Below are 14,399 nucleotides of genomic sequence, written 5' to 3'. Positions count from 1 at the left end.
AACCTTCACCGGATAGTTTCCAACCGCACGCGAGGGCTGGTCCTACCGGGCCAGCCCTCTGCGGTCAGGCCGGGACGGGCCAGGAGCAATCACCCGGCGGTTCGCCCAGAGCTTCCACGCCGACAATCCGGGCCGCTGCAACACCACCGGCGGCGTCACCCCTTCCGGCGGCACCGCGGGGTGAGCGGACCGCGCACCTGCCGGCGAGCGAGCCATCGCCGCCACGGTCCGCAGCCGTCCCGGAACCTGGGGCCGGACGGTGCCAGGACGCGATCGGGTGACAGGCAGTATGGCTGCTGGCCGAAACGCGGTGGGCGCTCACCCGCCCCGGTGACAGTGGCGCCATGCGGAGAACGCTCGTTGTCCTGCTCTGCCTCGTGCTGGCCGTCCCGGCGACGGGCGTGCCCATCCACCCCCATCCGCATCCGGCCCGTCCCGCCGGCGTCGGCGGCCCCGGCAAGCCCGCCACGTCGGATCGGCCGCCCGTGGGCTTGCTCGCCGCCCCGGCCCGGCCGGCCAACCTCAGCGTCGTCGCCGCCGGCGACCTGTTCGTCCAGCCCGCCCTGAGCCAACAGGCCGCCGCCGACGCCCGTTCAGCCGGCCGGACCGGCCACGACTTCACCCAGATCCTCGCTGCGGTCACCCCGACCGTCCGGCAGGCGGACCTCGCGATCTGCCACATCGAGCAGCCGCTGGCCCCGCCCGAGGGCCCGTTCACCGGCTACCCGATCTTCAGCGCACCGCCGCAGCTCGCCGACGCGGCGGCCGACAGCGGCTTCGACACCTGCTCGACCGCCTCGAACCACACTCTCGACTACGGCGAGGCCGGCGTGCGGCGCACCCTGGACAACCTCGACCGGGTGCGGCTGCGGCACACCGGGTCCGCCCGCACGGCGGAGGAGGCCGCCACTCCCGACGTCGTCAACGTGCGGGGCGTGAAGATCGCCCAGCTGTCGTACACCTTCAGCTTCAACGGCCTGCACCGGCCGACCGGCAAGCCGTGGATGGCCAACCTGATCGACGTCGGCCAGATCCTCGCCGAGGCCCGCGCGGCCCGGCAGGCCGGCGCCGAGATCGTCATCCTGTCGCTGCACTGGGGCACGGAGTATCAGAACCAGCCCGACCGCGGCCAGCTCGGCCTCGCCCGGGAGCTGCTGGCCAGCCCCGACATCGACCTGATCATCGGCATGCACGTGCACGTCGTGCAGCCGTTCGAGAAGATCGGCGACAAGTGGGTCGCCTACGGCCTGGGCAACCTGCTGGTCCGGTTCGCGGACGGGTCGAAGGAGAACACCCAGGATTCGGTCGTGCCCCGCTTCACGTTCACCCAGGTCGCGCCCGGCCGGTGGCGGGTCACCGACGTCACCGTGCGGGCGTTCTTCATGCGGTACTACCCGCAGCCCCGGCTCGTCGACGTCGCCGCTGCGGGCGACGCCTACGGCGGCGTGTACCGGCGCATCGCCGGCTACGTGGACCTGCGCGGCGCCGTGACCGACGGCCTGCGGATGGTCCAGTGAGCGGTCCGGAGCGCAACGGAGGGGCCGCGAACCATGGGTGCAGTGTTGGCTCAGGTCGGCGCCGGAGCGCAGCGGAGGTGGCGGCGCTGGTCGGTCAGTCCTCGTCCTCGTCGTCGTATTCGTCCAGGACCGGCAGCGGATGGCGCTCGTCGACCAGAGACCGGTCCACCGCACGCCACCACGGGGCCGCCTCGTCCTCGTCGACCCATTGCAGCTCCGTGATCTGCGGGATCGGTACCGTCCCCTGCTGGTGGCCGACCATCCACGAGTTGCGGAAGAAGTCGAACCGCAGGTGCCAGTGGTCGTCGCGTTGCGTGTACAGGATCGGTGGCACGAGGAAGTGCGCGACGCCGACCTTGCCCGCGACGGTCACGTAGTCGTCGGGCTGTGATCCGTCGTTCCAGCAGGCGGCGAAGTTCACCGGCGCCAGCGCCTCCCGGCCCAGCACGTGGATACGGCCGTCCTGGACGACGAACTGCTCGGGGTCCAGCGCCACCTCCTCACCGAGCATGAGGATCGGGGCGGGCAGGATGTGCGCCTTCGCGAAGGACTGCGCGCCGGTGTAGACCTTGATGATCTCGTCGTGGCGGGTGGGGTCGTAGATGTCGCTGGAGTGGAACGGGCAGCAGATGTCGCCGTCCGGCTCCTCCGGCTCGGGGAAGAACACGCTCTTGTCGACGGGCGTCGTCGCGCCGCCGCTGCCGTGCTCCCGCAGGAACGCGGGGATCCAGTCGGCGTCGTCGGCCTCGATCACCGCCGTGCGGCACAGGGCCCGGAACGCGGTGTCGCCGACCTTGCAGTTGAAGTAGTCCAGCAGCGTCAGCGCGGCGCACTCGGCCAGCGACAACGCGTCCGTGCGCGGGAACCAGAAGTCGTAGCCGTTGGCGACGAAGTGCACACCGCGAAACTCCTTGTGCACGAACGTCTCGCGGACCGGTCCGGGGCGCAGGCCGTGCCAGTGGGCGGCGGCGACCCGGTTGAAGTAGTCGTCGGCCTGCCGCGCCAGCTCTGGCGCGAACACGCTCTCCCCGGTCAGATAGCAGGCTTTGCCGAACAGCGCGCCGATCTGCGGCGACTCGATCATCCCGTCGGCGGCGAAGACCAGCTCGGTGCGCAGGAACACCTTGCGGCCGTCGTCGAACGGGGCGCCCTCATGCTCGCGCCGCTGATCGAAGATGACGCACGTGAACGCGTCGATGCGGTCGAACGCGGCACCGTCGCCGAGGTCCAGTGCCGGTGCGCCGGTGCCGCCGGTGAGGTACAGCAGCACCGTGTACCGCGAGACGTGCCGCCGGGCCGCGTCGAAGTACGGCGTGTCGCGGTGCCGGTGGAAGTTGGCGTCACCCGGCTCGAACCGGTTGCACCGGAACACCGGGTTGACATGGGAGAACCCCTCCCCCGCAGCCGGTGGCAGCGCCTCGGCCACCGCCGCGGTCAGCGCCTCCGCGAGCAGCGCCGAGTGGAAGATGAACCGCACGCCGCCACGCGACGCCGCGTTGAGCGGTGTCACGTACAGGTTCAGCGCGTCGAGCCGCTCCAGGCGGTCCCGCGCCTCGGCGGGCAGCCGCACCTCGAAGGTGTGGACGCCCTCGGCCCGGTCCGCGTGTCCGGCCAGCTCGACGTCCAGCGCCACGTCCTCGAAGAGGCGGTCCAGGGGCACGATGTTCTCGAACGTCCGCAACGACAGCTCGTGCGGGTCGGCGAACGCCGCCGCCAGGTGCGGCGCGTCCGGGGCCGGCCGGGCGAACAGCTGCCGCACCGCCGCGTCGATGCGGTCGGCGTCGACGAGCCGCACCGCCTTGTAGCGGGCGGTCGGGTGCCACGACACGTCCAGCCCGTCGACGGAGGCGACCGGCTCGGCGTGGGTGGCGTCCACCTCGGCCCGGTAGCGTTCAGCCTCCTCCGGCGACCCGTCCCCGGCGGACAGGACGAAGAACCGGTCCCGTAGTTCGACGCTCACACGCACCTCCACAACGTCCGCAGTGCCGGGGAAAGCCTCGCCGACTGCGCCAGGGCGCGCGCACCGTCGGATCCCACATCGGCACCGTAGAGCCACAACCGGGTGAGCCCAGCGGCGAACGGGGCGGCGAGCAGGACGTCCACACCGTCCGCGCCGATGGCGTTGTACCGCAGGTCCAGCTCCGTGAGCGCGGGGAACCGGTGCAGGGCGGGCACGCCCGCGCCGGTGATCCTGTCCCGCTGCAGGTGCAGCCGGCGCAGCCCGCCCAGCTGCGCCGATCCGGCCAGTGCGGCCAGTCCGGCGTCGCCGATGCGGCAGTACCGCAGGTCGAGCGCCCGCAACCGGCCGAGGTCGAACGCGGTGGCGAGGGTTTCGGCGCCGTCGGGTCCCAGGTCGAGGTACGCGAGGTCCAGCTCGACCAGCCGTCCGGTGTCCAGGCCGGCGAGCGCGCTCAGGTCGAGGCGCCCCGGCCGGTTGGCGACCCCCGGCCCGCCGTCCCAGGTGTAGTCGTCGTCGTCCCACTCCTTGTCGTCCAGGTCGTCCTGGTCGACGGCGTCCGCGACGAGCCTCAGCGTGGTCACGAACGGCGCGCTGAGCACCTGCGCGGCCGTCTCACCGACGTCGTCGCTCCACGTGACGGCGACATCCGTGGGGAACCCGTGCCGGCGGCGGCGTACCCGTACCCCGACCGGCAGCCCGTCATCCCAGGCCGCCTCGTCCCGATCGACCAGCTCGGCGACGTCGCGCCGCACGGCGGCACGGTCGGCGTCCTGCAGCAGCTCCAGCCGGATCAGCGTGCCCCGGCTGTCGCCGCGTTCCAGCAGTTCCGCGCTGTACGTGAGCCACAGGTCCCGGTCGTCCGGGCTGTCCCGCAACGCCGCCTCGACACTGGACACCCGCATCCGGTCGAATCTAGTGACGGAGCCGAAGGTGTCAAGTGGGGCCGCGTTGGTACGTTGTCGCGGTGCACGCACCGTCATCACCCGGCCGGCGGGCCTGGGAGTCCGCGGCCCGCGCCTGTTACCGCGAGCTTGGCGTGCCCTTCCCGGATCGGGTCGTGTGGGTGCCCTCGCCGCTGACCGGCGCGCTGGCCGCACCGATCGCGGCCGGGCTGAACACCGGACACCGCAACCGCCGGGTCCTGGAGTCGGTCTACCGTGCGGTCGACGACAGCGCGGGCCGCGGGGTGGGCGACGCGGTCCGGGCCGCGGTCGGGGCCGCCACGGACGGTTCGGTCCACGACCCGGTGCACGGTGCGGCGGCGACAGCGCTGCACACTTCGGTCACCGCCGTCATCGGCGCCGCGACGGGCTCGGCGACGCCTCGCCGCGAGCCGCTGACCGGCGTGCTCGACGTCGTGTTCGAGGCGACGGACGCGGCGGTGCGAGCCGCGGTCGACGCTGCCGTCGGCGGGCCGTTGCAGGACACGCTCCGCGGCCACATCCGCACGCTGTGGCAGGCGCACCTGCCCGGCCGGCGCCATACCGCCTGGTTGCGGCTCGTCGACCAGTGCTGGCCGGACGGCCCGCCTCCCGAGGAGGACCCGCCGTCGACCCGCGACGGCTGGTGGTGGTGGCCGTTCCGGCACTTCGTCATGCTCTGCCCGCCGCCGGCCGAACTGCACCTCGAGCCCGACCCGCGGATGCTGCGCCGCCCGCACCGCGCCGACGGACCCGCGGTCGTCTGGGCCGACGGCTTCGGGCTGCACTACTGGCACGGCGTCCACGTCCCTCGCGCCGTCATCGACGACGCGTGGAGCACCGAGGAGATCCTCCGGGAACCCAACGCCGAGGTGCGCCGCTGCGCCATCGAGCGCCGCGGCTGGGACCGTTTCGTCGCCGACGCGGGCCTCGCGCAGATCGGGCCGCCCGCCGACGACCCCGGAAACCCGGGTCAGACCCTCACCCTGCACGACGTACCATCCGGCATCTTCACCAACCACGTGCGGGTCCTGCTGTGCACCAACGGCACCGTCGAACGCGACGGCACCCGCCGCCGCTTCGGCCTGACCGTCCCCGCCAACTGCGACGACCCGATCACCGCCGCGGCGTGGACGTACGGACTGACGCCCGCGCAGTACGCCACGGCACAACGACGCACCTGATCCCCTGCAAAAGGAGCTGCCAGCCATGCCCACCGTCGAAGAGGCCATCGCCGCCTTCGGTGTCACCGTCGACCCGCACCTCGACCGGCAGGCCGACATCCCGATCCTGTCGGGCCTGCAGTTCCAGGGTGACGTGGCGGTCATCCCGGCCGAACGGACGCCGTCGCGCACGCCCGTCCCGGCCGGCGGCGTCGCCGTGGTGCGCGGCGAGGCCGGCGCCAACACCCACCTCCTGCTCGCCACCGGCACCGTCTGCTACACCCCGGACGCCTTCGGTACGGTGCTCGGCGTCCTCACCGTCGAGGAGGGCGCGACCGCTTACCTGGCCCACCCCGAACACGCCTTCAGCGGGATCGGCCCCGGCACGTACGAGCTGCGACGCCAGCGCGAGCAGGGCGACCGGGAGACGCGGCTGGTCGCCGACTGAGCCGCCCCATCGACGTCACTGCGGGGTGAGCGTCGTGCGCCGCAATCGCTGCACCCCGAGGTACGTCGCCGTGACGAGCAGCCCGACGTAGACGTCGTTCTCGAACCACCCGAACGTCGTCTGCTGCTGCGGCCCGAACGTCGTCGGGTAGTAGAAGACGGAGACGAACAACAGCGTCGCGAGGTAGGCGAGCACCGACACCTGCGCCACGCGCCCGGTCCGCCTGGCCAGCACCGCCGACCCGAACCCCACGACGTAGAACGCCCACGCGAGCGGGGTGGTCACGGTGAACGTCGGGTCCTCGATGCCCTCGACCCTCGCATAGACGGTGTGCCCCGCCGACAGGGTGAAGGCAGCGATGAGCACGTTCGACATGTGCCGGCCGTACGACGCCGTCCGCGCGCTCGTCCGGCGGCCGGTTGCCGTGCGTCCACCAGCGGTGGTGTCGTGGGGGGTGGTTGGTGCCGTGGCCATGGTTTGTCCTCTCGTCGTGAAGGCAGGATGCCGTCGATCCCCAGCCTCGGGCCGGGCCGGGCGCCATCCCACCCACAGCAGGTCCACACCGGCACCACAGCCGGTCGCCGTCTCAAGTCGCTGCTGCGCACGGCACCGTACGGGCTAACATCTGCGCTGTGGAGGCAGTGGCGGCATCCGGCGACTTCGCCGTCGTGCTGCGCCGCCTGCGCGAGTCGCGGTCGCTGACCCAGGAGGAGCTCGCCGAGCGGGCGGGCCTCACGGCGAAGGCGATCGGTGCCCTCGAACGCGGCGAACGGCGCCGACCCTACCCACACACTGTGCGCTCGCTCGCCGACGGACTCGCCCTCGGTGACGACGACCGGGCTGCCCTCGTCGCCGCGGTCCCCGGTCGGGACACCACGCCGCGGGTCGGGCCGACCCCACCCGCCGCACTCACGTTGAGCAGCCCGGCCTCACCGTCAGCCACCCAGGGCACCGCATCCCCTGGCTCGTTACCGGCGCCCAACGGTTCCCGCTACGCCCCAGCGGGCCCGATGACACCATGCATCGGGCGCGACGGCGAGCTCGCCGAACTGCTGGCCGTCATCAGTTCGGGCACGCGCCGGCTCGTGACGATCACCGGCCCCGGTGGGGTGGGCAAGACGCGACTCGCGATGGAGGTGCTACACCTCGCGGCGCCGGACTTCCCCGGCGGCGCCCAAGGCGTCGACCTTTCGGCGGTGCGGGAGCCGACGCTCGTCGTGCCGAGGATCGCCGCGGCTCTCGGGCTGCCCGACGCGGTCGGCATCGAGCCCCTCGACGCGCTCGTCCCTCACCTGATCGGCCTGCGGGTGCTGCTGGTGCTCGACAACCTGGAGCAGCTGACAAAGGCGGCGCCGGTGCTCGCCGGCCTCGTGGCGCGCTGCCCTGATCTCGTCGTGGTGGCGACCAGCCGGGCGCCACTACGGGTGCGCGCCGAGCACGAGTTCGTGCTGGGGCCGCTCACCACACCCGCCGCAGACGACGTGGACGCGGTGGCCTCCTCGCCCGCCGTCGCCCTGCTCCTCGACCGGGCCGCGGCCGCCGGGTCCCCCACGGTCGTCACCGACGCCGACGCTCCCGCCCTGGCCGCAATCGTCCGGCGGCTCGACGGCCTCCCCCTCGCGGTCGAACTCGCGGCGCCCGGCCTGCGGCTGCTCTCGCCGTGGGCCCTCCTCACCCGGCTGGAGCAGCCGGGCCCCGGCGCGAGCCTGCGAGACCTGCCCGAGCGGCACCGCACGATGGCTGCGGTGCTCGAGTGGAGCATGGATCTCCTCGAGCCCGAGGAGATCGCCCTCTTCGAGCGACTGGCAGTCCTCAGCGGCGGGTTCTCCCTCGACTCGATCGAGGCCGTCACCGAAGAGGGCGCCGACGTGCTGCCTGCCCTCGGTGCGCTCGTCGACCAGTCGCTGGTGCTTCGTGCGCCGTCGCCCGACCAGCAGCCACGCTTCCGGCTGCTCGAGCCGGTGCGGCAGTTCGCGATGCAGCGGCTTCATGCATCGGGGCTGGCCACCGCGACCGCCGACCGGCACGCCGCGCACTTCCACGCGCGGGCCACAGCATCCGCTGCACTGCTCGACGGGCCGGACCTCGTGGCCGTGCTCAACCGGCTCGATGCCGACCACGCCAACCTGCGCTCGGCCTACCTACGGCTGCTCGAGCTCGATCGGGACGGGGACGCCGCCGAGCTCGCCGGGAGCATCTGGCTCTACCTCGCGCTGCGCGGTCACGCCCGCGAGGGACTCGCCTGGCTGGAGCGGATCGGACCAGGGGCCTCCGACGTCGCACGCTGCCGCGCCCTGACCGGCCGGCTCGGGCTGCAGTTGCTCGCCGGCGACACCGTCTCGATGCGCAGCGACGCCCACGTCGCGGTGGCGTTGGCCGGTCGGGTGGCCGAGCCGGCCGTGACGTGCGAGCTCCTGACCTTGGCCGGCCAGGCGGCGGTCTTCGCCGGTGCCCTCGACGACGCCGATGAGCTGCTGGCCCGCGCGCTGGTGCAGGCGGAGGCCGCCGGTCGTCGTTGGGTGGCCGTGCACACCCGGCTCGCGCAGTGCCAGCTCGCCCTCGTCGCAAATGATCTCGCAACGGCCGGGCTGATCCTGCCAACGGTGGTGCGTGCGGCCCGCGAGATCGGCAATGCCTTCACCCTGGCCACCGCGCTCAACGTGCACGCCACGCTCACCGAGCTGCTCGGCGACGAGCCGGCGACCGCCACGCTGCTCGGTGAAGCGGTAGCCCTGTCGCTCGCCGCCCGGATGAGCTGGACCCTCGGATACGCGCTGCCCGCCCTGGCGAGCCTTGCGCAACGGGTGGGCGACCCGGTATCCGCGGCCTGGCTCTTCGGGGCGGGCGCCTCGATTTCGGCGGCCGATGCCGTCGACCCCACCTTCCCGGTCTCGCGGGCGCTGTCCGACCGCGGGCTCGACGCCACCCGAGCCGCCCTCGGGGAACTGCGGTTCACCCACGCGTGGGACGCCGGGCGCGCCGCGAGTGATACCGAGATCCAAGCCCGTGCCGCGGTGGTTACGACGCGCGCAGGCCGCGGACGTAGCGCTTGAACTGCCAGGCGCCGACGGTCTTCAGCAGGAACCGGATCGGCAGCGGAAGGTTGCCGAGCATGCGGGCGCGCTCCTCGTCGTCGGCGTCCTGGAGCACCAGGCCGAACATGATCGGCAGCTGACTGGGGGTCATCGTATCCTTGCCGTGCTGTCCCATCTGGTTCCACTCGACTGCGGTGACGTGGCGCGAGGCCAGCGGCAGCACCTCTCGCTCCTCGAGATCGAGGTGCTCGATCAGGGCTGCCGTGAACCGCTCGCAGAGGGTCGCGAGGTGCTCACCGGCGGCTTCGCTCGGAGCAGCCTCCCAGGTGGCGAGGGCCGGGGCAATTGCCTCGACGTGCCCGTCGATGCTGTGGTGCTGGGCCTGCATCGTCTCGACGAGCCCGGTCGACGGCGCGGCCCGCTCGAGCAGCAGCGGCCAGAGCACGACGTCCTCGCCGGTGTGGTGCATCTCGAGGCCGGCGGTACAGAGGCGCAGGTGGCTCGCGACGATCTTCGCGCGGCGGGTGTCGCCTACGGGTGTGCGACGCACGAGGTCAGCGGCGGCGCCGAACTCCCGTCGGAAGGCGCGGTGGACGACCACCATCTCGTGGACGTCGGGACGCCGGTCAGTGCGGGTCAGTGCGGTCACGATGGCTCCTCATGGCTGGACGGATCTGGTGCGTCCAGCCTCCTGACCGATGCCGTCCCACCCCACCCACAGCACCCACACACTCGCCCCACACGTCCGCACCGCGCTCCCGGGGCCATCGGACCCGGCACGTACGAACTGCGGCTCCAGCGAGAGCAGGGTGACCGGGAGACCCACCTGGGCGCCGACTGACCGAACGTATGATTGACGGTCCTTCGTTCAGTGTGTGACACCGACCCGAGTGGCCATGGCGGACCGTCAGACTTCGTCACCTTGACTCCATAGAGTGACTTAGTCATCGCTTTACGTGTCTCTGGATTGCCAGGGCACGTCGATCTTCGGGGGTTCCATGTTCCACACCATCGCGGCCGGCGCCATGCTGTTTTCCTCGCTCACAGCGCCCGCCGCGGCCACCACGCCGCCGCCACTGCCCAACGAGGTCAGCATCAGCGTCGTCACCGCCAACGGGTCCGGGTGTCCGAGCGGCAGCGCCGCAGTCGCCGTCTCACCCGACCGACGCGCGTTCACGGTCACCTACAGTGAATACATGGCCCAGCTCGGAGTCGGCACGAAACCCACCGACTTCCGGAAGAACTGCCAGCTCGCCCTCGACGTGCACATCCCGCAGGGGTTCACGTATGCCATTGCCGAAGCCGACTACCGCGGCTACGCCCACCTCGAGCGCGGCGCCACCGGCACGGCCGTGGCCAGTTACTACTTCCAGGGCAACTCGCAGACGGCCCGGGCCACGCACCCCTTCAACGGCCCGCTCGACGACAACTGGCAGACCAAGGACACCGTCGGTGTGACCGCCCTCGTGTTCGAACCCTGCGGCGAACAGCGCAACCTCAACATCAACACCGAACTGCGGGTCAACGCCGGCCGGTCCAACCCGAAGAAGACCACCAGCTTCATGAGCATGGACTCCACCGACGGCGCCTTCAGCACGGTGTACCAGTTCGCTTGGAAGCGCTGCTCCTAACGGGCCACCGGCGGGACCTTTCGCTCAGCACGCCGGCACCCACCAACCCGTGTGGATGGTGGGTGCCACCGCGCATGACATGGCGGGCACGGGTCAGTGTCGTTGGTGGGTGAGGTCGACCAGCAGGGTCAGCGTCGGCACCAGGGTCACGCCGCAGCCGAAGGTGTTGGTGGCCACGACGGTGTCTGCGGCGTCGGTGATGGTGCGGACCGATCCGAGGGCGCCGGTGTGCAGGCACTCGATGGTGCCGTCGGTGGCGACCTGGGCGTATGGGGTGATGCCGTTGCCGTGCAGGTAGCGGTGGCCGCCGTCGTCGAGCAGCAGCGGCAGGCCGCCGGCCTGGGCCCACACGAAGCGTGCGGTGGCGCCGTTCTGGGCGCGTGACTGCCGCAGTCCTTCACCGTCGGCGGTGTAGGTGGTGAGGGTCCCGTCGAGGGTCGTGACGGAGCGGGTCGTGCCGGCCTGGTCGTAGACCAGGTTCGCGCTGCGGGTGCCGGTGGTGGCCCGGATCCGGCACCCACCTGCTGCTCGCCACCGGCGCCGTCTGCTACACCGCGGACGCCGTCGGCGACCGGGAGACGCGGCTGGTCGCCGACTGAACCTGCCGGGCCGGTGACCGGCCGGGCTGCACGCCCGCTCCGGTCGCCGCCCCTCGGCCGGTGGCCGCGTCTACCGCGCCGGCTGATACCTGAGTACGGTCACGCCGGGCGAGATGACGGTGTGGTCGACGAGGTCGAGGCGGACCGTCGGCGCACCGTCAGGCAGCAGGGTCCGGCCTCTCCCGAGCAGGACCGGGTGCACCAGGAACCGGTACTCGTCGATGAGATCATGCTGCTGCAACGTCTGCATGAGGTCGCGGCAGCCGTACACGACGAGGTTCTGTCCGGGTTGACGCTTGAGCTTGTCGACACCTTCGGCGACGTCGCCCTCGATGAGGTGGGAGTTCTGCCACCCCACCGAGGAGAGCGTCCTCGAGGCGACGTGCTTGGCCATGCTGTTGATCTTGTCGATGTAGGCCGACTCCCCCGCTCTCGGCGGCCAGATGGCGGCGAAGATCTCATACGTGCTGCGCCCCAGGAGCAGCCCGTCGCTGTCCTTCAGCAGGTCGGAGTGGTACGCGACGGCCTCGTCGCTGTTGTACGGGGTCGTCCAGTCCTGCAGCTCCTCGACCCTGCCGTCGAGCGTCACGTAGGTCGAAACGATGACTCTTCGCATCTCACGATCCCCTTCGTAGGAAGTACCGACGATGCAGACGCGGTGATGTCCGCGAACTGGGCGTCCGGTGACCGCCCAGTTCGGGCCAGCGCGGGCGTCAACACTGGATGGGGCCACGAGTGGCGCGGCGCGCACGGGACGGAGCGAACAGGTTGGCAACCGATCTGATGGCGAAGGCACTGGCCGGCGACGGTGACGCGTTCCGGGATCTGACCGAGCCGTACCGCCGGGAGCTGCACGTGCACTGCTACCGGATGCTCGGTTCCTTCCAGGACGCCGAGGACGCCCTGCAGGACACGCTCCTGGCGGCGTGGCAGGCGCTCGGAGGCTTCGAGCGGCGCGCGTCGGTGCGCACCTGGCTCTACCGGATCGCCACGAACCGGTGCCTGAGCGCTTTGCGCGCCGCCGGCCGGCGGGCCGCGAAGGAATGGAGCGTCCCCGGCACGACCGCACCCGAGCCGACGCGGCTCGGCGAGGTCGTCTGGCTCCAGCCGTACCCGGACGTGCTGCTCGACAGCACCGTCAGCGCGCCGGGCCCCGAAGCCCGCTACGAGCAGACCGAAGCCATGTCCCTGGCCTTCGTGACCGCGTTGCAGTTGCTGCCACCCCGCCAGGTCGCCGTCCTCGTCCTGCGTGACGTGCTCGGATACCACGCCGATGAGGTCGCCGAGATGCTCGACGCGACCCTCGACTCGGTCAACAGCGCCCTCAAACGGGCCCGTGCCGGCCTCCAGCACCGCGTGCCGACCCGCGCCGAACGCGAACAGGCACCGGTCGCAGGCTCACCCGCGGAACAGGCGATCGTGGCGGGATTCGTCCGCGCCTACGAATCCGCCGACCTCGACGCGCTGATCGCCCTGCTCACCGACGACGTCTTCGTCACGATGCCACCGATGCCGTTCGAATACCACGGCCGCGAGGACGCCGCGAGGTTCTACGCCAGCATCGTCCGCGTGGGCAGGGCGGTCGACCTGGTGCCGACGCGGGCCAACGGGCAGCCGGCGTTCGGCGTCTACCCACACACCTCGACCGGCGCCCGCCACGCCGCCGGCCTGCTCGTGCTCACCCTTGCCGGCGACCGGATCCGCGGCTACACCCGCTTCGAGAACACCGTCCTGCCGGCGTTCGGGCTCCCCCGATCGCTGCCGGCGTGACCTCCGGCGGCCGGCGCCTGCTGCTCGGGGCTCGACAAGCTGAGCTGCGAACGCTGAACGCATTGCGTGAGGTCGTTACCCTGCGCGCGTGAGCGACCTCTTCATCGCGGCGGTGATCGAAGCAGGCTGGATCGTCGCCTACGCGGCGACGCTGATGCTCACCTGGCCGCCACGACCGAGACGCAGCACGGCCGACGTGTCGCTCCCGCCCGCGATCCAGGTCATGCTGGCGATGCGGGTCAAGGGCTGGGTCGTCCCGGCCGTGGACGCCACGTACGCGAGCATGCTGCGCCGGGGCTGGTTCGACAATCACGGCGATCAGGTCGGGCTCGGGCCCGGTGACGGCCGGCCGCTGAGCCAGGGCGAGGAGCAGGTGCTGCGGCACGTCTCCGCAGTGGTGGGCAGAAGTGCCGCGCGGTCAGCTCCGCTGCACGTGCTCCGCGAAGGCCCAGGGGCGGCGGAGAGCTGGGACGGCTTCAGCAACGCCGTCATCGGGGACGCCCGCAGTCGTGGCTTCATCCGCGACCGGATCGCCAGGCCCGTGTACTTCCTGCTCGTCGCCGGCGGCACGCTGGCCCCGGTGACCTACGCCGTGCTGGCGTTGGAGGGCGACACCCGCCTCGCAGTGATCATTTGCTCCGTCCTGTTCAGTGGCGGAGCGCACGCGTGGCTGCTCCAGGCGACACTGCGCAAGCTCGTCCTGACCCGCGCCGGTGCGGCGGCCGCCGGGCCGGCCGGCCAGGTGCCCGACAGCCCGCTGACCGCCCCGCGGGACAACAGCACCGGCTGGGTCCACGACGACCGGGGTGGCTGGCGGCAGTGGCGGATCCAGGAGCCGCCGATCATCCGGTTCAGCGCCTGGCCGGCCTGGATCGTCTACGGCGCCGCGATCCTGTGGACGGCCGGGCTGCTCAGCCTCGTGTCCACCTCCGACAGGTGGGATCTGGGCGACCTCGCCATGCCCCTGCTCTCCGTGTACTTCGGTGCCCTCGCGCTGCGGCTGCTCGTGGGGCTCTATCGCGCCGCGCTGATGCGGCGACGGCGGCGCGACTTCGAGCGGACCCGCACGCACGTCGAAGGGGTCGCCGTGCGTAAGTTCACCCATACCTACTCTGTCCCCGACGCCGACGGCAGCCACCAGCAGACGGACCATCATGTCGTCGTCTACAGCGGACCCGGTGACGTGGCCCGGGACTTCATCGTCGGCGAGCGCGTCTACGACACCGTCGAAGAGGGGCAGACCCGGGTCCGGGCACTGCCCGGGTGGCAGACCCGTGTCCCGGATCAGTTCGCGGTGCTGCCCGACACCTGGCACTGACGTGGTCAGTCCGCCCGCTCGGATTCGGCGGCCTCCCG

14 protein-coding genes are annotated in these 14,399 nt (G+C 71.7%); 7 read left to right on the top strand and 7 right to left on the bottom strand.

Features of this window, described 5'->3' with window-relative positions; genetic code table 11:
• The first annotated feature begins 344 nt into the window (after positions 1-344).
• Entirely contained in the window at positions 345-1,517 is a 1,173-nt protein-coding gene (locus Dsi01nite_RS26815; RefSeq protein WP_203849041.1) for a CapA family protein, read from the top strand.
• 94 nt (positions 1,518-1,611) lie between these two features.
• Here Dsi01nite_RS26815 and Dsi01nite_RS26810 read toward each other — a convergent pair whose 3' ends face one another.
• Both Dsi01nite_RS26810 and Dsi01nite_RS26805 read right to left on the bottom strand, forming a co-directional pair.
• The gene (locus Dsi01nite_RS26810) at positions 1,612-3,477 is read right to left on the bottom strand and encodes a hypothetical protein (RefSeq protein WP_203849040.1); all 1,866 of its coding nucleotides are present in this window, start codon (positions 3,475-3,477) and stop codon (positions 1,612-1,614) included.
• A complete protein-coding gene (locus Dsi01nite_RS26805; protein WP_203849039.1) occupies positions 3,474-4,379 on the bottom strand; it encodes a leucine-rich repeat domain-containing protein in 906 nt (301 codons plus the stop codon). The genes Dsi01nite_RS26810 and Dsi01nite_RS26805 overlap by 4 nt, the downstream gene beginning before the upstream one ends.
• Before the next feature lie 62 nt (positions 4,380-4,441).
• Between Dsi01nite_RS26805 and Dsi01nite_RS26800 the strand changes: the two genes are divergently transcribed.
• Positions 4,442-5,581, top strand: coding sequence for a DUF6745 domain-containing protein (locus tag Dsi01nite_RS26800; RefSeq protein ID WP_203849038.1), 1,140 nt, complete (start codon positions 4,442-4,444; stop codon positions 5,579-5,581).
• Positions 5,582-5,606: 25 nt separating this feature from the next.
• Entirely contained in the window at positions 5,607-6,008 is a 402-nt protein-coding gene (locus Dsi01nite_RS26795) for a DUF8820 family protein (RefSeq protein ID WP_203849037.1), read from the top strand.
• 15 nt (positions 6,009-6,023) lie between these two features.
• Here Dsi01nite_RS26795 and Dsi01nite_RS26790 read toward each other — a convergent pair whose 3' ends face one another.
• On the bottom strand, positions 6,024-6,383 hold the full coding sequence (locus Dsi01nite_RS26790) for a hypothetical protein (protein ID WP_203849036.1): 360 nt from the start codon (positions 6,381-6,383) through the stop codon (positions 6,024-6,026).
• Between the two features lie 257 nt (positions 6,384-6,640).
• Between Dsi01nite_RS26790 and Dsi01nite_RS26785 the strand changes: the two genes are divergently transcribed.
• Positions 6,641-9,061 carry an ATP-binding protein gene (locus Dsi01nite_RS26785; RefSeq protein ID WP_203849035.1) on the top strand — a complete coding sequence of 807 codons (2,421 nt, stop codon included), beginning with the start codon at positions 6,641-6,643 and terminating at the stop codon, positions 9,059-9,061.
• On the opposite strand, the gene Dsi01nite_RS26780 is transcribed toward Dsi01nite_RS26785, so the two are convergent.
• Together Dsi01nite_RS26780 and Dsi01nite_RS58930 are read right to left on the bottom strand one after the other, a co-directional pair.
• Positions 9,027-9,692, bottom strand: coding sequence for a hemerythrin domain-containing protein (locus tag Dsi01nite_RS26780; RefSeq protein WP_203849034.1), 666 nt, complete (start codon positions 9,690-9,692; stop codon positions 9,027-9,029). The genes Dsi01nite_RS26785 and Dsi01nite_RS26780 overlap by 35 nt on opposite strands.
• 303 nt (positions 9,693-9,995) lie before the next feature.
• Complete coding sequence (locus Dsi01nite_RS58930; RefSeq protein WP_373318841.1) at positions 9,996-10,226, bottom strand: hypothetical protein; 231 nt, start codon at positions 10,224-10,226, stop codon at positions 9,996-9,998.
• On the opposite strand from Dsi01nite_RS58930, the gene Dsi01nite_RS26775 reads away from it, so the two are divergent.
• A complete protein-coding gene (locus tag Dsi01nite_RS26775) occupies positions 10,120-10,674 on the top strand; it encodes a DUF4360 domain-containing protein (RefSeq protein WP_373318840.1) in 555 nt (184 codons plus the stop codon). The two genes, Dsi01nite_RS58930 and Dsi01nite_RS26775, sit on opposite strands and share 107 nt — an antisense overlap.
• Before the next feature lie 93 nt (positions 10,675-10,767).
• Here Dsi01nite_RS26775 and Dsi01nite_RS26770 read toward each other — a convergent pair whose 3' ends face one another.
• Both Dsi01nite_RS26770 and Dsi01nite_RS26765 read right to left on the bottom strand, forming a co-directional pair.
• The gene (locus Dsi01nite_RS26770) at positions 10,768-11,025 is read right to left on the bottom strand and encodes a hypothetical protein (RefSeq protein WP_203849032.1); all 258 of its coding nucleotides are present in this window, start codon (positions 11,023-11,025) and stop codon (positions 10,768-10,770) included.
• A 318-nt stretch (positions 11,026-11,343) separates the two neighbouring features.
• A complete protein-coding gene (locus tag Dsi01nite_RS26765; RefSeq protein WP_203849031.1) occupies positions 11,344-11,889 on the bottom strand; it encodes a dihydrofolate reductase family protein in 546 nt (181 codons plus the stop codon).
• A gap of 152 nt (positions 11,890-12,041) precedes the next feature.
• Between Dsi01nite_RS26765 and Dsi01nite_RS26760 the strand changes: the two genes are divergently transcribed.
• Positions 12,042-13,043, top strand: coding sequence for an RNA polymerase subunit sigma-70 (locus Dsi01nite_RS26760; RefSeq protein ID WP_239136190.1), 1,002 nt, complete (start codon positions 12,042-12,044; stop codon positions 13,041-13,043).
• Between the two features lie 88 nt (positions 13,044-13,131).
• Positions 13,132-14,361, top strand: coding sequence for a hypothetical protein (locus Dsi01nite_RS26755; RefSeq protein WP_203849029.1), 1,230 nt, complete (start codon positions 13,132-13,134; stop codon positions 14,359-14,361).
• Positions 14,362-14,399 lie beyond the last annotated feature (38 nt).

This window comes from Dactylosporangium siamense, assembly GCF_016862795.1.
GTDB classification, from domain to species: Bacteria; Actinomycetota; Actinomycetes; order Mycobacteriales; family Micromonosporaceae; genus Dactylosporangium; species Dactylosporangium siamense.
This window is presented reverse-complemented; position numbering and strand designations above follow the sequence as displayed.

What these genes read in the sequence shown, in the direction of transcription:
- Dsi01nite_RS26790 (WP_203849036.1), bottom strand. Translation starts at nt 6,383, where the DNA reads ATGTCGAACGTGCTCATCGCTGCCTTCACCCTGTCGGCGGGGCACACC.
- Dsi01nite_RS26795 (WP_203849037.1), top strand. Translation starts at nt 5,607, where the DNA reads ATGCCCACCGTCGAAGAGGCCATCGCCGCCTTCGGTGTCACCGTCGAC.
- Dsi01nite_RS26805 (WP_203849039.1), bottom strand. Translation starts at nt 4,379, where the DNA reads ATGCGGGTGTCCAGTGTCGAGGCGGCGTTGCGGGACAGCCCGGACGAC.
- Dsi01nite_RS26765 (WP_203849031.1), bottom strand. Translation starts at nt 11,889, where the DNA reads ATGCGAAGAGTCATCGTTTCGACCTACGTGACGCTCGACGGCAGGGTC.
- Dsi01nite_RS26815 (WP_203849041.1), top strand. Translation starts at nt 345, where the DNA reads ATGCGGAGAACGCTCGTTGTCCTGCTCTGCCTCGTGCTGGCCGTCCCG.